At 58.3% G+C, this 20,645-nt stretch carries 16 protein-coding genes and 2 tRNA genes; 3 read left to right on the plus strand and 15 right to left on the minus strand.

From position 1 onward, the window contains the following. Nucleotide 1: 1 nt before the first annotated feature. From K8I01_04950 to K8I01_04990, 9 genes are all read right to left on the minus strand, one after another. Nucleotides 2-880 carry a polyprenyl synthetase family protein gene (locus tag K8I01_04950; protein ID MBZ0219763.1) on the minus strand — a complete coding sequence of 293 codons (879 nt, stop codon included), beginning with the start codon at nt 878-880 and terminating at the stop codon, nt 2-4. A gap of 299 nt (nt 881-1,179) precedes the next feature. After that, nucleotides 1,180-1,383: a cold-shock protein gene (locus tag K8I01_04955; protein ID MBZ0219764.1), complete on the minus strand. Its 204-nt coding sequence runs from the start codon at nt 1,381-1,383 to the stop codon at nt 1,180-1,182. Between the two features lie 240 nt (nt 1,384-1,623). Beyond that, on the minus strand, nt 1,624-2,532 hold the full coding sequence (locus K8I01_04960; protein ID MBZ0219765.1) for a divergent polysaccharide deacetylase family protein: 909 nt from the start codon (nt 2,530-2,532) through the stop codon (nt 1,624-1,626). A gap of 67 nt (nt 2,533-2,599) precedes the next feature. After that, nucleotides 2,600-3,922, minus strand: coding sequence for a S41 family peptidase (locus tag K8I01_04965; protein MBZ0219766.1), 1,323 nt, complete (start codon nt 3,920-3,922; stop codon nt 2,600-2,602). 104 nt (nt 3,923-4,026) lie between these two features. Continuing rightward, complete coding sequence (locus tag K8I01_04970; GenBank protein ID MBZ0219767.1) at nt 4,027-5,190, minus strand: peptidoglycan DD-metalloendopeptidase family protein; 1,164 nt, start codon at nt 5,188-5,190, stop codon at nt 4,027-4,029. Then, a complete protein-coding gene (locus K8I01_04975; protein MBZ0219768.1) occupies nt 5,187-6,083 on the minus strand; it encodes an ABC transporter permease in 897 nt (298 codons plus the stop codon). The genes K8I01_04970 and K8I01_04975 overlap by 4 nt, the downstream gene beginning before the upstream one ends. Continuing rightward, entirely contained in the window at nt 6,084-6,734 is a 651-nt protein-coding gene (ftsE, locus tag K8I01_04980) for a cell division ATP-binding protein FtsE (protein MBZ0219769.1), read from the minus strand. A gap of 198 nt (nt 6,735-6,932) precedes the next feature. Beyond that, nucleotides 6,933-7,772 carry a phosphosulfolactate synthase gene (locus K8I01_04985; GenBank protein MBZ0219770.1) on the minus strand — a complete coding sequence of 280 codons (840 nt, stop codon included), beginning with the start codon at nt 7,770-7,772 and terminating at the stop codon, nt 6,933-6,935. Nucleotides 7,773-7,858: 86 nt separating this feature from the next. Then, nucleotides 7,859-10,591 (minus strand): cation-transporting P-type ATPase, encoded by a 2,733-nt coding sequence (locus K8I01_04990; GenBank protein MBZ0219771.1) that lies wholly within the window; start codon nt 10,589-10,591, stop codon nt 7,859-7,861. A 211-nt stretch (nt 10,592-10,802) separates the two neighbouring features. Between K8I01_04990 and hrpB the strand changes: the two genes are divergently transcribed. From hrpB to K8I01_05005, 3 genes are all read left to right on the plus strand, one after another. Beyond that, a complete protein-coding gene (gene hrpB / locus K8I01_04995; GenBank protein ID MBZ0219772.1) occupies nt 10,803-13,349 on the plus strand; it encodes an ATP-dependent helicase HrpB in 2,547 nt (848 codons plus the stop codon). A 172-nt stretch (nt 13,350-13,521) separates the two neighbouring features. After that, nucleotides 13,522-14,691 (plus strand): pyridoxal phosphate-dependent aminotransferase, encoded by a 1,170-nt coding sequence (locus K8I01_05000; protein MBZ0219773.1) that lies wholly within the window; start codon nt 13,522-13,524, stop codon nt 14,689-14,691. Nucleotides 14,692-14,771: 80 nt separating this feature from the next. Further along, on the plus strand, nt 14,772-15,179 hold the full coding sequence (locus K8I01_05005; protein ID MBZ0219774.1) for a cupredoxin domain-containing protein: 408 nt from the start codon (nt 14,772-14,774) through the stop codon (nt 15,177-15,179). A gap of 97 nt (nt 15,180-15,276) precedes the next feature. On the opposite strand, the gene K8I01_05010 is transcribed toward K8I01_05005, so the two are convergent. The 6 genes from K8I01_05010 to clpP all read right to left on the minus strand — a co-directional run bounded on the left by K8I01_05010 (nt 15,277) and on the right by clpP (nt 20,579). Next, the gene (locus K8I01_05010; protein ID MBZ0219775.1) at nt 15,277-15,603 is read right to left on the minus strand and encodes a (2Fe-2S) ferredoxin domain-containing protein; all 327 of its coding nucleotides are present in this window, start codon (nt 15,601-15,603) and stop codon (nt 15,277-15,279) included. Nucleotides 15,604-15,745: 142 nt separating this feature from the next. Next, nucleotides 15,746-15,822: transfer RNA gene (locus K8I01_05015), tRNA-Asp, on the minus strand. A 60-nt stretch (nt 15,823-15,882) separates the two neighbouring features. Continuing rightward, a tRNA-Val gene (locus K8I01_05020) sits at nt 15,883-15,958 on the minus strand. A gap of 139 nt (nt 15,959-16,097) precedes the next feature. Then, nucleotides 16,098-18,536, minus strand: coding sequence for an endopeptidase La (lon, locus tag K8I01_05025; GenBank protein ID MBZ0219776.1), 2,439 nt, complete (start codon nt 18,534-18,536; stop codon nt 16,098-16,100). A 134-nt stretch (nt 18,537-18,670) separates the two neighbouring features. Further along, nucleotides 18,671-19,927 carry an ATP-dependent Clp protease ATP-binding subunit ClpX gene (clpX, locus tag K8I01_05030; GenBank protein MBZ0219777.1) on the minus strand — a complete coding sequence of 419 codons (1,257 nt, stop codon included), beginning with the start codon at nt 19,925-19,927 and terminating at the stop codon, nt 18,671-18,673. A gap of 46 nt (nt 19,928-19,973) precedes the next feature. Next, on the minus strand, nt 19,974-20,579 hold the full coding sequence (gene clpP / locus K8I01_05035) for an ATP-dependent Clp endopeptidase proteolytic subunit ClpP (GenBank protein ID MBZ0219778.1): 606 nt from the start codon (nt 20,577-20,579) through the stop codon (nt 19,974-19,976). Between the last annotated feature and the right edge of the window lie 66 nt (nt 20,580-20,645).

The following is a 20,645-nucleotide window of genomic DNA, read 5'->3' on the forward strand; positions in this document are numbered from 1 at the left end:
CCTACCTTTTCCTCTCGACTATGTACCTTGCGATCTCCCGGAGCGGGTCGGCCCTTTCGTCCAGGCCGGATATGGAATGGAGCGCTATCTCAAGGAGTTCCGAGGCCCTTTTCTTCGACTCGTCGAGGCCGATTGCGGCAGGGTACGTCGCCTTGCCCTTCTTCTCGTCAGACCCGGCGTTCTTGCCCATCTCCAGGGGCGATCCCTCGACGTCCAGTATGTCATCGGCTATCTGGAAAGCAAGGCCGATGGATTTCCCGAACTTCGTAAGCGCGTCGAGCTCCTTCTTTCTGGCGCCCCCGAGGATGGCCCCGCACTTTACGGCCGCGAGTATGAGCTCCCCTGTCTTGTGTATATGTATGTACTCCAAGACCGGGAAGAGTATGTCCTTCCCTTCGGATTCGATATCTATCATCTGCCCGCCTATCATCCCGGTCGAGCCCGCGGCCTTCGCCATCTCGAGAATGCATTTAGTTACCGCCGACCTTCCTCCGCCGCTCCTTGCGGCCATGTCGAACGCGGCTGTGAGGAGCGCGTCCCCCGCGAGTATGGCCGCGGCCTCGCCGAAGGCCTTATGGCAGGTGGGCCTCCCCCTACGGAGGTCGTCGTTGTCTATCGCGGGCAGGTCGTCATGGATGAGCGAGTAGGTATGGATGCACTCGAAGGCGCATGCTATGTTGAGCGCTCCCGAAGCCTCGCCCCCAGCGGCCTCGGCAGAGGCAAGCACAAGTATCGGCCTTATCCTCTTTCCGCCGGCAAAGAGGCTGTAGTGCATGGCCCTGTGGAGGGTCTGCGGGTACTCCTCCTCGCCCGGAAGCAGCTCCTTGAGCGTCCTGTTTACAAGATCAGTCTTATCGGAAAAATATTTATTAAGGTCCACGGTCCCTCGCAACCGGTTCTTACGTATCCGGCCTGCCCAAGCGCTTAAACCGTAAATAATGCCTTGAGCGGCTAATATATTATATTATCAGAACAAAAATTCAATTACAAGGGCATGGAAAGAGGTGCGGGCAATGACGCAAGCTATAAAGGTCGTTTACGGATTTTGTAAGATGAGAACGCCGGAAGGGAATAGCCGTCGTCTCCGGGGCGAAATTAAAAACCCCCTCCTGCCTGGGCAGGAGGGGGAGTGCGGTTCAGATACAAAGCCGTCCGCGGTTCAGACTGACAGGGCCAGTCTTACGCCACTTTCATTACATTCGACGCTTGAGGGCCCTTGGGTCCCTGGGTTATCTCGAATTCAACCTCTTCGCCTTCCTTAAGGGTCTTGAAACCCTCGCCGGTGATGGCCGTATAGTGCACGAATACGTCCTCGCCGGACTCCTGCTGGATGAATCCGAAACCCTTGGTGTCGTTGAACCACTTCACTCTGCCTCTTGCCATTACAGTGCCTCCTTGTTTTTCTGGTACCCTCTTGCAGCATAAAAAAGCCGCGGAGTTACTGAGTCCCTCCACGGCCTGACTGGCAATAACCCCATCCCATACTGCAAAGAATCCCATGTGAAATTTGACGCAATACTACCAATATAAATTTTTGGTGTCAAGGACTTTTTTATTAAAACTAAACTTTTAATTTTGCTGCCTTTTTCTGAGTATACCACGAAAAAGGCGCATAGCCCGGCTTCACTCCGCTATTTCGGAGAGGCGCACCACCTCGACGCCTTCGAGCCCTGGAATGGCCTCCTTGAGCGCCCTTATCGTCTCAGGATAGGGGTGTCCTATAGCGACGGCCTTGCCGCTCTTCCTCGCAATGCGGGCAGCTTCCATTAGCTGGCCCTTTATGTAGTCCACGTCCCTCCTGTTGTCCAGGAAGACGTTCCTTTCCGCACTCCTGACCTTGAGCTTCCGCGCGATAGAGACTCCGACGGTCTCGGCCGAGGTGCGGCTGTCGAGGAAGAGGAGCCCCCTCTCCTTGACGTTCTTCAAGACGATCCTCATCTTGTCAGGGTCCTCGGTGAACCTCGAGCCCATGTGGTTATTGATGCCTATTGCCCCGGGCACGGATTTGAAGCCCTCGTCCAGCAGATAGGCTATCTCCTCGTCGGTCATCGCGACCAGGAGGGCGCCGTTTCCGGGATTGTGCCCTTCCGTGTTCTTGGGCTCCATGGGCATGTGCACTATTACGTCAAGGCCGCCCGAGGCCGCCTCCGTGGACACCTCTTTCGAGAAACGCATCTTCGGCATCACGGCAATGGTGACGGGCTTATCCAGCTTAAGGAGCTCGCGGAGCTTATTGAGGTCGGGGCCCATGTCGTCTATGACGACGGCAAGCTTGGGTAGAGGCGGCGGGGTTATTGCCTTCCCCGGCGGCATGGGCTCTTCTTCAATGGGTGGAGGCGCTTCACGCGGCACGGGTTCCCTCTCGGGCTCGACCCTTACAGGCGGAGGGACGCTCACCCTGGGCCTTTCCGGAGGGGTCCTCTCAAAGCCCATGTACTTGAGCCCCAGGACGGCGATTGCGGCCCCGGCGATGAACCCGAGCACTACCAGCACCCAGGCATAGCCTCCGGTCTTTTTCCTTCTCTTTCCCATTCAGGCCGCCTCCATAAGGCAAAGGCCCCTTTCGGGGCCTTTGCTGCCATGCCTTCTATTTCGGATTTCAGCTCGCCTTCGCAGTGGCCTTCTGCTGCAGCTGCTTCTTAAGGTACTCGACGGCTTCCTTGAGCTGTATGTCCTCGGGCTCTTCGCCCGGCTTGGACGGCTCGGCCGGGGTCGCCTTTATCTGCTCTATCTCCGGCTTCTCGCTCTTTTTCTCTACAGCCGGCCCCTCGGGCGCGAGATGGCCTTCGAGGTCAGCCTCTTTTATATGCCCTTTCGGGGCCTCGCCCACCACTATGTCGGGCTCGATGCCCTTGGCCTGGATCGACCTGCCGGAAGGCGTGTAATATTTGGATGTCGTAAGCCGGACGGCCGAGCCGTCCGAGAGCGGGATTATGGTCTGGACGGAGCCCTTGCCGAAGGTGGGCACGCCCATGACGATCGCCCTCTTGTGGTCCTGGAGAGCTCCGGCGACTATCTCGGAGGCCGAGGCGCTCCCGTTATTGACGAGCACTATCATCGGATAGTCCGGCTGGCTCCGGGCCTTGTCCGCGCTGAAGCTCATGTTCTGCCCGGGCGCCCTGCCTTTCGTGTAGACGATAAGGCCGGAGTCGAGGAACTCGTTCGATACCGAGACCGCCTCCTGGAGGAGTCCTCCGGGGTTGTTCCTCAAATCCAGCACCAGTCCGGTAAGCATTCCGCCGTTGGTCTTGGAAGCGAGGTCCTTAAGGGCCTTGTCGAGGTCCTCGGAGGTGCGCTCCTGGAACTGGTTCAGCTTGACGTAGCCGATGCCTTCCTCGAGCATCTTATATTTGACGCTCTTGACCTTTATGATGGCCCTGACGATCGTGAACGGCTTGGGCTCGTCGAACCCTTCCCTCATGATGTGGATGGTCACCGGGGTGCCCTTGGGCCCCCTCATGAGCCCTATCGCGTCCTGGATGCTGATGTCCTTGGTGTGCTTGTCACCTATCTTCACGATCTTGTCGCCCGCGAGGAGGCCTGCCTTGAATGCCGGCGTGTCCTCGATGGGGGCCACTACGGTCAGGGTGTTGTCGCGCATGCCTATCTCGATGCCGAGGCCGCCGAAGCTACCCCTGGTGTCGACCTGCATCTCCTTGTACTCTTCGGGGGTCATGAAGCTCGAATGAGGGTCGAGCCCCTTGACCATGCCCTTTATGGAGTTGTAGATGACGTCCTTCGAGTCGATGTCCTCGGCATAGCTATCCTGCACGATGCCCAGAACGTCGGTATAGAGCTTGAGGTTCTCGTAGGTGCCTTCCGGCACCGACGCGGACTTCTGCACCCCCCAGGATGAAAACGAGAAGACCGCTATTATGGCCAAGGCCCCGGCGAGGAGCCTGGGGTCGAATATCTTCCTCATCAAAATATGTTCCTCCTTTTCTGCGCTATGAAAGCCGAAACTGGCCGCAGTTCCAACATTATATCAAATGAGGAGCCGGGCTTGAAACATAAAAAATCACAAAATCACCGTGCGGACAACCACGCCATGGGGTCCCTTGGGATTCCCTTCTGCCGTATCTCGAAATAAAGGCCGGGCCTGCCGTCCGGGCCGGAGTCGCCTATAAGGCCGACCTCAGCGCCGGATTCGACCTCCTCCCCCGTCTCCTTCAGGACCTTGCCGAGATGCGCGTAAAGGGTATAGAAGCCGCCCTTGTGGTCTATTATCATCACCTGCCCGTAGCCCTTGAGCCACCCGACATAAATCACCTTCCCGGCATAGACGCTATTTACAGGCTGCCCCAGCGGGGACTCTATCGTGATGCCGTTATTGAAGGTAACGGTCTGGAACTTCGGGTGCCTTACCTTGCCGTAGAAGGAGATGACCTTGCCGTTCACCGGCATGGGCAGCCTCCCCTTCATCGACGGAAAACCGGTGCCCGAAGGGGGCGCTTCGCTCTCAGCGGCCCTGAGCCTGTCTATGAGCTTTGATAGCTCCGTAGCGGCCTCCTCGAGTTCCTTCTGAACGCGCTCGCGCCTAGCCTTCTCCTGCTTGACGCCGGAAAGGAGCGCGAGCTTCTTTCTCTGGAGCGCCTCCGCCTCCTTCTGCCGTAAGAGGGCCTCTGCCCTGGCCGTGCCGAGCTCCGTAAGGAGGAGGGCGTTTTTCTCCTTCTCGGCTTCGAGGGTTCCGAGGGTAGCCGAGAAGTCCTCCATGAGCTCGGCGTCCATGTCCATCAGCATTGTTAGGTACTTGTGGCGCCTTCCGAGGTTTCCGGCATCGGATGAGAAGAGGACCTCCATTGTCTCGCCCCTCTTCATCTTGTACATGGCCTTGAGCCTTGCCTTGAGCCTGTCCGCGAGCTCCCTTTTCCTGGCCTCGAGCCTCTCTATCTCGGCGCCGACCCTCCCTGACTCCTTCCTTATCTTCTGTATCGAAGCCCTTACGGCCCTTAGCTCCTCCCTCTTGGCCGCGAGGTCCTTGCTAATGACCTCGAGCTCGCCGAGTATGTCCATTTCTTTCTCGGCAGCCTCGATTATCCCCTTTTTATTCTCCCGTATCTGCCGCTTTACGTCCTCGAGGCTCTTCTCCTTTTTTATGAGCTCCTGCCTTGCGCTCTTTTCGGCGGCAAGGGCCGGGCTCCAGCACACCGCGACCAGGAGCGGGAGGAGAGCAAGTACCCGCCACTTCATACCTTGAGGAACCTGTTCATGGAGATGAGGCTTCCGGCAACACCCATTACGATGCCCGATGCGGCGAGCACGGCGATAAAGAGCGGCACAGGATAAGGCATCTCAAGGGCGAACCGGAGGTACGGGGGCACCTGCCCCATTATGGCGACCCTGCCGGCTGCCAATATGCCCATTGCGAGGAGCCCGCCGAGTACTCCCTGGATAACGCCCTCTATTATGAAGGGCGCCTTTACGTACATGTCGGAGGCGCCAACGAGCTTCATTATCTCGATCTCGTCCCTGCGCGCATAGACCGCGAGCCTAATCGTATTAGAGATTATGAAAAGGGTAGCGGCCGCGAGGAAAAGGCCGATGGTCGCGGCGGCAAGCTTTATGAACCTCAGTAAGGACGCGAGCTTCTCCGCCCATTCCTTGCTGTACTGCACCTCCTCGACCCAGGCCTCAGCCTTGAGCCCCGAAACGATCGATGCAAGCCTCGCGGGCTCTATATGCTCATCCCGGACCTTTATCTCGAAGGACGCCGGGAGCGGGTTCGAATCGACCCCTTCGAGGATTCCCTCGTGCCCCTTCAGCTCAAGCCTCAATTCCCCGAGGGCCTTCTCCTTCGAGATGAACTCCGCTCCCCTGACCCCCTCCATCCTGAGTATCTTCTCCTTCAGGGCCTCGGGGGACGAGCCGGGGTCGTCTTTCAGGTAAGCTATCACCTGGGTCCTGTCGCCCCAGCTCTTTACGACCGTATTGAGGTTCGTTATCACGAACGCGAATAGCGAGAATATCGCGAGCGAAAAGCCGAGCGTGAAGGAGGTAAGGACGGTCGTGCCCTTGTTCTCCTTAAGCGAGCCCAGGGCGTCGGAGACGATGTAGAAGATATTCGCGGATCCTGTCCCGGCCATCTACGCAAGCCTCCCCGCCTCGAGGGCTATGGTGCGCTTCGCGTATCTTTCAAGGAGGCCCTTGTCATGGGTCGCGACGACCACGGTAGTGCCGCGGCTGCTCACTTCCCTGAAAAGCTCTATTATCTGGACCGATAGTTCGGGGTCGAGGTTTCCCGTAGGCTCGTCCGCGAGTATTATGGCCGGGTCCTTCACAAGCGCCCTTGCGATGGCCACCCTCTGCTGCTCTCCGCCGGAGAGCTGAAGCGGCTTGAAATTCGCGCGGTGCTGGAGTCTCACATAGGAAAGCATCTTCGTGACCCGCCTTTTTATCTCCGAAGGGGGCGTGCCCATGACCTTGAGCGAAAGCGCTATGTTGTCGAATACGCTCTTTTTCGGAAGGAGCTTGAAATCCTGGAATACGAACCCGATACGCCTCCTTAAGGGCGGGAGCTCCTCAGGGGGTATCCTCACGTAGTTCCTCCCGTCGAGTATTATCTGCCCCTCGGTAGGGGCCTCGGAGCCGCACATGATCTTAAGCAGGGTGGACTTCCCAGCTCCGCTCGGCCCGGTTATGAAGACGAACTCGCCTTTTTGCACCTTGAGCGTTATATCCGTAAGGGCAGGCGTGCCGCCCTCATAGCTCTTGGAGACATGGAACATCTGTATCATCAGTATGGCCCTCCGGGAGAAAATCTCCGGAAAAGATTTGTTTTTCAAGCACTTGAGGCGAAACGCAAATCCCGGATATTATCCCAGCAGAGCCCTTTCCTGTCAAGCGGTATCGGGACTTGGAAGAGGAGGAATGATGTGAAGAAGCGTATCCGGCAGGTTTTTCATTCTGCTAAAGAGGAGACTTGACGTAGTTGCCTATGGTTTGTATGTTATAATCCTCCCCCATACATCTTTTGTGCCCCATATGCCAGAGCGAAGGCTTTCGAGGAGCGCTATCTGGCTGTGGTCCACGAAGAGGTTCACCTCCGGGCCGTAGTTTTTTACGTACCATGTGAAGACCTCGGGGTCTGCAGCCTCGAACATGACCCGGTCGAGCCCCAGCTCCCCAATGAACTCGCTTATCACGTCCGTCCGCCAACTCGACACGCCTTCGGTTATGCCTTCCGACTCGACCATTATCATGGACGCGCCGGCGTCAAGGTGTCTCTTCGCCTGTTGGATGGCCCAGCCGGGGTCCTGGACGCCTTCGGACTCGAGCTCCCGGGCGGGGCTCGCCCCTCCGGCCCCAAACTGTATCCCGACCTCGGCCTTGACCCTCAAGCCGGCGGCGACTATCTTTGAGGTCAGCCTCACCATGTCGTCCGCCGGGATGGAGATGAAGCCCTTTGAGACCTCTATTATGTCGAACTCAAAATCCTTGCACTCTTCTATATATTTACCGACCGCGTCCGCGTCCCTCGCGAGCACATGCTCGATGAAGCCGCCTGTATCGACCTCCACGCCATAGGCGTGCGCAAGGTCGATAATGTCCCTGAGCGCCTCGGCCGGCATAAGGGAGAAAGAGCCTCCCGCGAACTTCAATATATCCACGTATTCGCCGAAGGTCTCGAATATGTCCTCGAGCTGCCTCTTGCCGATGGGCGTATAATAGGGACCGCGTATTTCGGTTATCCCCCTCTGCCTGGGCTTGGCATCCCGCCTGTTAAGGCCCAGGAATGAAAAGGCGCGTCCCTCTTTTCTGGAAATCTCCTCCATGAAAGCCTCCCTGGTCGAGATTTATACGGATGAAACGGCCCTCACGAAAAACCTGAAAAACTGAAAATGACAGGACGGGCGCGAAATCAGGACCCGTGCCTTCCATGCCAAACCCCGGTCGTCCTCTGGCTGTTCCTGTCGATCAGGAATTTCTCAATTTCCACGAGGACGAAGACGGTAAACGCGACCGCCACTATCCTCAGCCAGTCCGACACCCCAATATCAGCCGTGCCGAAGAGCGATTGCAGGAAAGGCACGTACGTGAAAAGGAGCTGGAAGAAGACGACCAGCGCTATCGCGATAAGGGCGTACCTGTTGCCGAAGAGCCCTTCGAAAGATACTACAGACCTCCTCAGATACCTCGTGTTCAGGAGATAGAAGACCTCGAACATGACGAGCGTATTCACGGCCACTGTCCTGGCCTCCTCTATCGGGGTCCCGTTCGTCCTCTCCAGGACGAAGAGGCCGAACGTTCCGATGATGATGATACCTGAGACGAAAAGTACCCTCCAGATGAGAAAGGCCGAGAGTATCGGCTCCTTGGGGTCCCTAGGAGGCCGCCTCATAACGTCCGCCTCGGGCGGCTCGAAAGCGAGAGAAAGGGCCAGGGTCACGGCGGTTATCATGTTCACCCAGAGTATCTGGACCGGGGTTATCGGCAGCATCATCCCGGAGAATATGGCGGCGAGTATGATGCCCGCCTCGCCCCCGTTTGTCGGGAGTATGAATGTTATCGACTTTATTATGTTGTCGTAAACGGTCCTACCCTCCTCGACAGCGTTCGATATCGAGGCGAAGTTGTCGTCGGCAAGGACCATCTCCGAGGACTCCTTCGCGACCTCGGTCCCCTTTATGCCCATGGCCACGCCCACATCGGCCCTCTTGAGGGCCGGGGCGTCGTTTACGCCGTCGCCGGTCATGGCCACTACCTCGCCGTTATCCTGAAGGGCCTCCACGAGCTTCAGTTTGTGCTCCGGGCTTACGCGTGCGAAGACGTCGCAATCAACCACTGCTTCTTTCAGGCTGGCAAAGTCCATGGACTCGACCTCCTCGCCTGTTACGGACTGTCTGTTCTCGCCGATGCCGATAGCGGAGCCTATTGACCGGGCGGTGAGGGCATGGTCGCCGGTTATCATCTTTACGCGTATCCCGGCCGATTTGCAGAGCGCCACGGCGCTTATCGCCTCGGCCCTGGGCGGGTCGATTATGCCGAACATGCCGAGGAGAGTAAGGCCGCCTTCCACGTCTGAAAAGGAAAGCTCGTGCACCTCTATCGATACCGGCTTGCAAGCTACCGCGATAAGCCTCTGCCCCCGGCTTGCGGTTTCAGCCACCCGCCCCTGCCAGTATGATAGATCAAGCGGCTCTTCGTCTCCTCCCGAAGTCCTCTGGCTGCCGCACATTTTTAAGACCCGTTCAGGCGCGCCCTTCAGAAATATGAAGGCGTGCCCTTCGTGGTCGTGGTTGAGGGTCGCCATGAAGCGGTGCTCGGATTCGAAGGGTATGGCGTCCTCCCTCGGGAACATCTCGTTAATGAACGCGTGCTCCAGCCCGGCCTTGAGCGCAACGGTTACGAGCGCGCCCTCTGTAGGGTCGCCGTGCACCCGCCACTCCTCCTCGTCCTTGCTGAGGGTCGCGTCATTGCAGAGGAGGCCCGCCTTCGCAATCTCCATGAGACCGGGGTGCTCCTCGGGAACGATGTCCTTGCCGCCGAGGAGGAACCCGCCGTGGGGGTCGTAGCCCACGCCGCTCACGGTGAAGGTCTTGCCCGGGGTTATCACCGACTGGACGGTCATCTCGTTACGGGTGAGGGTGCCGGTCTTATCCGAGCATACGACCGTCACGGAGCCGAGGGTCTCGACCGCCGGGAGGCGTCTTATTATCGCATTACGCCTCGCCATCCTCTGGACGCCTATGGCGAGCGTTATGGTTATTATCGCGGGCAGCCCCTCGGGTATGGCCGCGACAGCGAGACCTATGCCGGCGAGGAACATCTCCCCCGCCGAATAATCCCTTACGAGCATGCCGAAGAAGAACGTAGCGGCGGCAAGGGCGATTATCGCGGCCGAGAGCCATCTTCCGAACTGGGACATGCTGAGGAGGAGGCGCGTCGTAAGGGGCTCTACCTCCGAAAGAAGAGAGCTTATCCGGCCTATTTCGGTGGAGTCGCCGGTCGCAACGACGACCCCGCTCGCCTGTCCGTATGTGACAAGCGTGCCGGAGAAGGCGAGCGAGTTCCTGTCCCCGATGGTGGCGTGCTCCGGCGCTGGCTCGGCTGCCTTCTCGACAGGCACCGATTCACCGGTGAGCGCCGCCTCGTCTATCCGGAGGCTCTTTACGGATACGAGCCTCAAGTCGGCCGGCACCTTGTCCCCGGACTGCAGGAATACTATGTCGCCGGGAACGAGCTCCTCGGCAGGGACTGTCGTTTTCACGTTGTCCCGGAGGACGAGGGCGTTTAGCGAGAGCATCTTCTTTATCGCGTCGAGGGCCTTCTCGGCCTTGCCCTCCTGTATGAACCCGATGAGCGCGTTAACGATAACGACGCCCAGGATGACTCCCGAGTCCACCCAATGATCGAGGAGGGCTGTGATGACCGCCGCTATGAGTAGTACGTATATGAGGACATTATGGAACTGCGATAAGAACCGGGCGAGAGGCCCCCGCTTCCTCTGCGGAGTGAGGCGGTTGGGGCCGAACTCCTTGAGCCTCCGGGCCGCCTCGGACGCGGTAAGCCCCTTTGGACCCGAATCAAGCGCCTCCATGGCCTCCTTTACGCCGAGCGAGTGCCACTTCACTTCAGCCAACCTCTCCTTCATCAAAACCCCCTCAAAAAATCCGAGCCAGCGGCCCGGAGGAATATTCATGGCTGCGCTCATTTATGGCCTGTTTACAAAGGAAACCTATCAAAGTCTATCAGATTACAAAATAACATCAAATATGTACCCCCAAGAAGCAAAATAGGTTTACAAGGCAGAGCGCGTGCTTGAATTGGTTTGGGCTTGAGTTGTTTTTATGTTAAAAAATCATATGCTTAAAGACCTTTCCAATCTAGTCAGGGACACGGGCCTGCCGGTGAACGAGATCCTACCGGAACTCCTTCTCGCTCTCAAGGGAGGGCGGAACGCGGTCCTCGAGGCCTCTCCGGGCGCGGGAAAGACCACGATAGTCCCGTTGGCCCTTCTCGGGGAGAGCCGGCTTGGTCAAAAACGCATCCTGATGCTCGAGCCGAGGAGGCTCGCGGCAAGGGCCGCCGCATCGAGGATGGCCGAGCTCCTCGGCGAAAGGACCGGTGAGACGGTCGGCTACAGGACAAGGCTCGACAGCTCCGTCGGCCCCCGGACTAGGATAGAGGTCGTTACCGAAGGGATACTCACGCGCCTCATTCAGGACGACCCCTCGCTCGAAGGGACCGGGATAGTCATCTTTGACGAATTCCATGAAAGGAGCGTGCACGCGGACCTCGGCCTCGCCCTCACCTTAGAATGCCAGTCGGCATTAAGGGAGGACCTCCAGATACTCGTCATGTCGGCGACACTCGACGGCAGGGAAATAGCTTCCCTCCTCGGAGGTGCGCCGGTCATAAGAAGCTTCGGGGCCTCTTATCCTGTGGCTACAAGGTATTTACCCGGCACATTGAGGCCCGAGAGGGCCGATACTGAGACCGGGCCGGATTTCGTGAAGAAGGTAGCCTCCGCGGTCCTTTCGGCCTTGAGGGAAGAAACCGGGAGCGTCCTGGTATTTCTTCCGGGTAGCGGCGAGATAAAGCGGGTGGAAGGCGCGCTCATGGAGAAAAAACCCACGCCGGACGTGGATATCGTCCCTCTCTATGGAGACCTCTCCAGGGAGGCGCAGGACCAGGCGATAAGGCCCCCGCCTCCGGGGAGGAGAAAGGTCGTGCTCGCCACCTCCATAGCGGAGACGAGCCTTACGATAGACGGGATACGGGTGGTCATAGATTCGGGGCTTAAGCGCGTGCCGCGCTTTTCTCCCGCTACAGGCTTGAGCAGGCTTGAGACGGTCAGGGTCACAAAGGACTCCGCGGCCCAGAGATGCGGCAGGGCCGGGAGGCTCGCCCCCGGAGTTTGCCTGAGATTATGGCCCGAGCACATGAACGCGGCCCTAAAGGAACGGGCCACGCCCGAGATACTGGAAGCCGATCTCCTGCCCCTTGCCCTTGAGCTTTCGGTCTGGGGGGCCGCCGACCCGGAGAAACTCAGGTGGCTCGACCCGCCCCCGAAAGGGGGGCTCTCCCAGGCAAGGGAGCTTCTCTTCCGACTCGGGGCCGTAGGGCACGACAGCAGCGCAACCGCCCACGGAAGGGAGATGGCGAGGCTGCCGCTCCACCCGCGCCTTGCGCACATGGTAATAAGGGGAAACTCCATAGGGCTCGGCGCGCTCGCCTGCCATATCGCCGCCTTCCTTACGGAGCGGGACTTCCTCAAGGACGAAAGGGACCCGGACCTGCGCCACAGGCTTGAGCTACTCTCTGGCGGCGCCCGCGGCGGGACCCATACCATCGACAGGGGCGCCTTTGAAAGGGTGAAAGCAGCCGCCCGGCAGCTCGAAAGAGCGCTCGGGATAAAGGGCAAGCCAGGAGACCCGGACAAGGCCGGGCTACTCCTTGCGTTCGCGTATCCGGACAGGATTGGGAAAAGAAGGGGCGGCGGAGGGGCCGACCGCTATCTCCTCGCGAACGGAAGGGGCGCGCTCCTTCCGCCCTCGACCGCGAGCGAAGAATACATTGTCGCCGCGAGCCTAGAAGGCGGAGAGAGGGAATCCCGCGTCTTCCTCGCGGCCCCTTTCCCCGGACCCTGGCTTGAGGAGTATTTCACTGACCAGATAGAGGCGATAGACATCATCGATTGGGACCAGCAGGAGAAATGCGTTATCGCCAGGGCCGAAAAGAGGCTATCGGCACTGGTCCTCTCCGAGAGGCAGATTAAGAACCCGGACAGGGAGATGGTGCTTACTGCGCTCATTAAAGGGATCAGGCAGAACGGCATCGGGGCGCTCCCCTGGGACAGGCACTCTGAGGGCCTGCGGTCGCGCATAAACTTTCTAAACCGCGTAGCCGACCTTACAGGGGCCGTCTTTCCGGACCTTTCGGACGAAAAGCTCCTTGGTTCGCTTGAGGAATGGCTCGGGCCGTTCGCATCCGGCATGACCAGGCTTGAGCACCTTAAGGGCATTGATATGAAGGCTGCGATCCTCGGCATGCTCTCATGGGATGAGCGCGAATCGCTCGACAGGCTCGCCCCGGCACACATCGTGGTCCCGAGCGGCTCGAAGATAACCATCAACTATTCGGGCGAGCGTCCTGTGCTCGCCGTGAGGCTTCAGGAGATGTTCGGGCTCGCCTCGACCCCGACGATAGCGGGAGGAAAAATAAAACTCCTCCTTCACCTCCTTTCACCCGCGGGCCGCCCGATGCAGGTAACCGACGACCTTGCCGGGTTCTGGACGTCAAGCTACCAGCTCGTTAAAAAGGAGCTCCGGGGAAGGTACCCGAAGCACCACTGGCCGGACGACCCGATGATTGCAGAGCCCTCAAGGGGCGCGAAAAGGAAAAAATAGCAGGGTGTTTAAACACCCTGCTAAGCAATCCACGGATGGTTGCCAAATTGCGAAGACTATCCAAGTCGAGCAATTCGTGAGGCTTGGACGGATTCATTCCTGCCAAGACGTGGTTGAAAAAGCCCAGGAGGACTTTTTCAACATCCTGATAGAAAGCCGGAGGAATACAGGCGTGAAATATGACTTCGACAGGATAATCTCCAGGACCGGGACCGACTCGGTCAAATGGGACCACCACCAGATGAAGGGCGAGGTGGAGGATGTGATCCCCATGTCCATAGCCGACATGGATTTTGAGGCCCCGGACTTCGTTATCGACGCGGTGGTCGAAAGGGCCAGGCACGGCGTCTTCGGATATACGGTTGTGCCAGAGGGCTATTTTTCTTCACTCTCCAAATGGCTCTTGAAGAGGTCCGGCTGGGAGGTCAGGAAGGAATGGATAAGGCCCACACCCGGGGTCATCCCGGCACTCGCCTTCGCGGTGCAGACCTTTACCGAGCCCGGGGACAGGATCGTGATACAGCCGCCCGTCTATCACCCGTTCAGGGCCGTCATTGCCGATAACGGCAGGGTCGTCGTGAATAACCCGCTTAAATGCGAAGGCAACACGTACTCCATGGACATCGAGGGCTTTAAGCGCGTAATCGACGGCAGGACGAAAATGGTCATCATCTCAAGCCCGCATAACCCTGTGGGCAGGGTCTGGCTGAGGGACGAGCTCAAAGATCTGACGGAAGTCTGCCTCGAGAACGGCATAATCATCATATCAGATGAAATACACGCGGACCTCGTAATGCCGGGCTGCACGCACACGCCCACGGCAATGCTTTCTGACGAGGTCTCGAGTATTACCGTCACATGCACCTCGCCGAGCAAGACCTTCAACCTCGCCGAGCTGCACGTGGCAAATGTCATAATACCGGACAAGTGGCTCTATGAGAGGTTCGACCTGGCGCTCTCCAAGGCAGGGCTCAAGAGGCCGAACGTGCTCGGCATGGCCGCCCTGGAGGCCGCGTACGCAAAAGGCGGCGAATGGGTCAACGAGCTTATAACCTATCTCAACGGGAACTATCTTTTTATGAGGGATTTTTTCCGGGAAAAACTCCCGGAGGTAAAGGTCTCGGCCATGGAAGGGACGTATCTCGGGTGGCTCGATTTCAGGGGCCTCGGCCTCCCGGAGGCCTCGGTAGATGAAGGGCTCCTTTTGAAAGCACGAGTCGATATGACGCCCGGACGCATATTCGGCCCCGGCGGGGAAGGCTTTTACAGGATGAACCTCGCCTGCCCTAGAGCGGTGCTCGAAAAAGCGCTCAGCCGGATATATGGGGCTTTCAGAAAATAGCATCGCGCTTTTCTGCTATACTCCGATTAAGGGCGCCTGAAATCATACAGAGATATGGTCTGCGAGTATAGGGGGGTCGGATGAGGCATTTCCTTATTACCGTTCTCATGATTGCGCTTGGAGCAGTACCGGCGCTCTCACAGCCGGAAGGCGATGCATACGAGGCGCGAATCGGGCCGGACTGGGTCCAAAGGGCGGAAGTGGCCGCCGGGAGCTATTATTTCAGACCCGGCCATATAATCGTCAAGGCCGGGGTGCCTGTCGAGCTTGAATTGAAGTCCGAAGCATTGATTATCCCGCACGACTTTATCATAAACGCCCCGGAAGCCGGGATCGAGGTTTCGGAGGAGCTTACGAGGAAACCGGTCTTCATAAGGTTCACGCCGACAAAAGCAGGCAAATACCCGTTCCACTGCGGGAAGGACTTCCCTTTTCAAAAGAGCCACAGGGAAAAAGGAATGGAAGGCGTGCTCGAAGTGGTACCCTGAAATTCCTTTTTCGCGCTGCAGGGAAACGGGATAGCGCCGTTCCCAAAGGGAACGGCGCTATCGATAAAACGCGTCCTGTTCTTTTATTCTTTCCCGCTTACTTCCAATCCCTGTCTTCCATCACCTTCCTGACGACGGGTTTCCCCCCGATAAGGTGCTCCTTTGTGATGGCCGCCGCGTCTGCCGGGGCCAGGTCCCTGTAGAAGACGTTGTCCGGGAATACGGCGGCAATGGGCCCCTCGAAACACGGCCCCATGCAGCCGGTCTGCACGAGCGCGAACCTGCCGAAGAGGTCCTGCTGCTCGAATTCCTTTGCGAAAGCCATGAGCACCTCGCGGCCTCCCCTCAGCGTGCACGAGCCCTTCGGGTGCCCTTCGGGCCTCTCGTTCACGCACACGTAGACGAACTTTTCCGGTTTTGCCATGTCCCCTCCTGTAGAAAATCCAATTTACGGCCCCACGGGGCCTGGCCAATGGATTATATCAGGAAATCGGGATTCGCGGCAGGTTGCCCTAATAAAAAGAGCCCTGAAACCCGGTTTTCCGGGTTTCAGGGCTCTTCGTGTCTGGCGGGGCCGACGGGACTCGAACCCGCGCCCTCTGGCTTGACAGGCCAGCGTTATAACCGACTTAACTACGGCCCCGTGTTTTTTACGCTTAAAAAAGCCTGCCCTCTTATTATAGCAGGGTGCGGCTGTAATTCATGGTAGGCGGAACAGGGTTCGAACCTGTGACCCCAGCCTTGTAAGGGCTGTGCTCTACCGACTGAGCTATCCGCCCTCTGAAACCGGCGCGGCTTAGTGCTTCTTAGCCGCCCAAAATCAAACTGCCCGGCCTCTCAAGTTGAATCCCCCGCCTTTCGGTGGGGGATTCAGTTTTTTATCAGTTTTGGCCTCCCCTGTCAAGGAGATTCGAAGCCTTAGTGCCTTACGAGGTCTCCTGCAACAGGCGCGGGCGCCTCGGCAGGAGCATCAGGTACGACCGCCTTCTCGACGGCCTTGACCTTGAATATCTCTTCCCTGGTCTTCGCGTCCAGCGCCTTTATGAGCACCTCGTCCATGTGCTCGACGAGCTCGGTTTTGACCTTCTTAAGGATCTGCTGCGGTATCTCCTTAAGGTCCTTCTCGTTCTCGGCCGGTATGAGCACCTTGGGTATGCCGGCCCTGTGCGCCGCCAGGAGCTTCTCCTTCAGGCCGCCTATGGGAAGGACTTTCCCGCGTAGCGTTATCTCGCCGGTCATGGCCACGTCCTTGCGGACGGCTATCTTCGTCAATGCCGATACGAGCGCCGTTGCCATGGTGATACCGGCGGACGGCCCGTCCTTCGGGATTGCGCCCTCGGGCACGTGGATGTGTATGTCGAGCTTCTGGTAGAAGTCCCTCTCGAGGCCGAGCTCGGTTGCGCGGCTCCGGACGTAGGTCATCGCGGCCTGCGCGGACTCCTGCATCACCTCTCCGAGTTTTCCGGTTATCGTGAGCTTCCCCTTTCCGGGGACCAGCGCCACCTCTATTACCAGGAGCTCGCCTCCGACCTCTGTCCAGGCAAGGCCGGTGGCCATGCCCACCTCGTTCGTCTTGTCCACAGTGCCGTAGCGATAGGGCGGCACTCCAAGGTACTTGGCGAGCGACCTGGCCGTTACCGTCACCTTCGCGTTCAGGCCCTTCTTCAGTATCTCCTTTGCCGCCTTCCTGCATATGGCAGCGACCTGGCGCTCGAGGTTCCTGACTCCGGCCTCTTTCGTGTATCTCCTTATGAGCATGAGGATGGTGGATTTCCCCATGTCCAGGTTCGCCTTTGTAAGGCCGTGCATCTTGAGCTGCTTCGGGAGCAGGAACCGCTCCACGATGTGGAGCTTCTCAAGCTCGGTGTACCCGGGTATCCTTATAAGCTCCATCCTGTCGAGGAGCGGGTAAGGGATGCCCTGCACCGAGTTGGCGGTCGTTATGAACATTATCTTCGAGAGGTCGTAGTCGCAGTCCAGGTAATGGTCGCTGAACGTATGGTTCTGCTCCGGGTCCAGTACCTCGAGCAATGCGCTTGCCGGGTCCCCCCTGAAATCGTGGCTCATCTTGTCCACCTCGTCCAGGAGGAAGACAGGGTTGTTGGAGCCCGCCTTCTTGAGCGACTGAACTATCTTACCGGGCATGGAGCCTATGTAGGTCCTCCTGTGGCCCCGTATCTCGGCCTCGTCCTTCACTCCGCCGAGGGAGAGCCTTACGAAGTTCCTGCCGGTGGCCCTTGCGATGGACTTCGCAAGCGAGGTCTTCCCGACGCCCGGAGGGCCGACAAGGCAGAGTATCGGGCCCTTCATCTCGTCTACGAGGCCCCTTACCGCCAGGTACTCGATTATCCGTTCCTTCACGGCCTTGAGCCCGTAGTGGTCTTCGTCCAGGACCTTCTCGGCCTCGGTTATGTCCTTCTTCTCGTCGGTGACCGTGTCCCAGGGTAGCGAGAGGAGCCAGTCTATGTAGTTCCTCGATACCGTGGCCTCGGCCGACATGGGCGACATGAGGCGAAGCTTCTTCAATTCCTGCTTGGCCTTCCTGTTCGCCTCCTTGGACATCTTCTTGGTCTTGAGCTTTTCCTCGAACTCCTGTATCTCGCCCTTAAGGTCGTCCTTCTCGCCGAGCTCCTTCTGGATGGCCTTCATCTGCTCGGAGAGGTAGTATTCCTTCTGGGTCTTCTCCATCTGGCGCTTGACCCTCTGGCGGATCTTCTGCTCCACCTCGAGTATCTCGATCTCGTTCTCCATGATGGAGTAGAGCCTCTCGAGCCTCTTGGTGGGGCTCGGGAGCGCCAGCAGCGCCTGCTTGTCCTCTATCTTGATGGTCAGGTGCGAGCAGATGGTGTCCGCGAGCCTGCCCGGGTCCTCTATCGAGGATACGCTCATGAGCATCTCGGGCGGGACCCTCTTGTTGAACTTCACGTAGGACTCGAAGGACTTAACGACCGACCTCGTAAGGGCTTCGGTCTCGACGGTCTCGTCTATGACCTCCTCGACCTCCTCGACCGCGACCATGAAGCAGTCGTCCTCGGAGACGTACTCCTTTATCTTCGCCCTCTTCTTGCCCTCGACAAGCACCTTTACGGTGCCGTCCGGGAGCCTGAGGAGCTGGAGAATAGTGCCGAGCGTGCCTACGTCGTAGATGTCGTCCTGGCCGGGCTCCTCGGTCTTGGCCTTCTTCTGGGCGGCGAGCAGTATGGACTTGTCCGAGCCCATCGCGAGCTCGAGGGCCTTTATGGACTTCTCCCTTCCCACGAAGAGGGGCACTACCATGTATGGAAATATTATTATGTCCCTTAACGGTATGAGCGGGACTATCATCCTGTCTCTCTTCAAATCCCTTCCTCCCTTTATGAAGGACAGCATCTCTAAAACCCTCCGGGCCGGGCTGATGGCCGGCCCTGGCGCTTACTGCCCAAAACCCGGGCGCCGCCACTTTCGGCGGCCCGTTATACGAAAACTTGAAATACGCCGATTCGGGCGGGGTTTCAGGCCGTCTCAGCCCTGTTGCCGTACACGATTATGGGCTTGGCCTTGTCGAAGATAACGTCCTCGTTGATTATGCACTCCTTGATGTTGGTCTGCGAGGGAAGCTCGTACATCGTATCGAGCATCACGTTCTCGAGGATGGCGCGGAGGCCCCTTGCCCCCGCCTTCCTCCTCATAGACTCCTTCGCGACCGCAGCAAGCGCGCTGTCCGTGAATTTGAGCTTCACGTTCTCGAACTCGAAGAGCTTCTGGTACTGCTTTATGAGTGCGTTCCTGGGCTCCGTGAGTATCCTCACCAGGTCCTTCTCATTGAGCTCGTCGAGGACGGCCGTCACCGGGAGCCTGCCCATGAACTCGGGTATGAGCCCGTATTTGAGGAAGTCGCCGGGCTCGACCTGGTGCATGAGCTTCGTGTAGCTCGTGTCCACGTCCTTCTGCTTCGATTCGTCCGTGCTGAAGCCCACGGCCCTCTTCCCTACTCTCTGCGCCACAATAGAATCCAGGCCCGAGAATGCCCCGCCGCAGATGAAGAGTATGTTGGTGGTGTCCACCTGCAGGAACTCCTGCTGCGGGTGCTTGCGGCCGCCCTTGGGCGGCACGTTGGCCACGGTCCCCTCGATTATCTTAAGGAGCGCCTGTTGTACGCCCTCGCCTGAGACGTCCCTGGTTATGGAGGGGCTGTCGCTCTTCCTCGATATCTTGTCGATCTCGTCTATATAGACTATGCCCTTCTGGCACCTCTCGATGTCGTACTCGGAGTTCTGCAGAAGGGAGAGTATTATGTTCTCAACGTCCTCGCCCACGTACCCGGCCTCGGTGAGGGTGGTGGCGTCGGCTATGGTGAAGGGAACGTTCAGAATCTTCGCGAGGGTCTGCGCAAGAAGGGTCTTCCCGGAGCCGGTCGGGCCGACCAGGAGTATGTTGGACTTCTGGAGCTCCACGTTCCCGAGGGACACCTTGGACTCGATCCGCTTGTAGTGGTTGTGGACCGCGACCGAGAGAACCCTTTTTGCGTGCTCCTGTCCGATGACGTACTCGTCGAGGATGTTCTTTATCTCCGCGGGCTTCGGGATGGCATGCTCCCTCTTCTTGAACTCCTCTTTCTCGTACTCCTCGGCAATGATGTCATTGCAGAGCTCGATGCACTCGTCGCAGATGTACACCATCGGCCCGGCTACGAGCTTCCTCACCTCATCCTGCCCCTTGCTGCAAAAAGAGCAGGTCAGGTAGCTGCCGCTTTTCTTGTTGATCGACATCTTCTCCTCCGACCATTCCTTTGGCCGAAACCCGCGTTATTAATCCCTATTTCGGCTTGGCTTCAGTTGTGACTCTCTTCTCTATGACCTTGTCAATTATACCATACTCGACCGCCTGCTGCCCAGTCATAAAAAAGTCGCGCTCGGTGTCCCTGTGTATCCTGTCGAGCGGCTGGCCGGTATGCCGGGCCAGTATGGTGGTCAGCTCTTCCCTTACCCGCAGTATCTCCTTGGCCTGTATGTCTATGTCCGTCGCCTGGCCCTGCGCTCCGCCCAGGGGCTGGTGAATGAGTATCCTCGAATGCGGAAGCGCATAGCGCTTGCCCGGCGCGCCACCCGCGAGGAGGAGCGCCCCCATAGAAGCCGCCTGCCCGATGCAGATGGTCGAGACGTCAGGCTTAACGTACTGCATTGTGTCGTAGATCGCGAGGCCGGCGGTTACGAGCCCACCGGGGGAGTTCACGTAGATGTGGATGTCCTTCTCAGGGTCTTCGGATTCGAGGAAAAGGAGCTGGGCGACAATCAGGTTCGCGATATTGTCGTCCACGCCGCTCCCCAGGAAGATTATCCTGTCCTTGAGGAGCCTGGAATAGATGTCGTACGACCGCTCTCCCCTGCCAGTCTGCTCGACTACAATAGGGACAAGATTCATATCCCCTCCCGTTTATGGCAACCCCTAAAAATTGATCTTTTCCCCGGACTCTTTGTCAGGCCGTGA

The organism is Deltaproteobacteria bacterium (assembly GCA_019912665.1).
GTDB lineage: Bacteria > Desulfobacterota > GWC2-55-46 > GWC2-55-46 > GWC2-55-46 > UBA5799.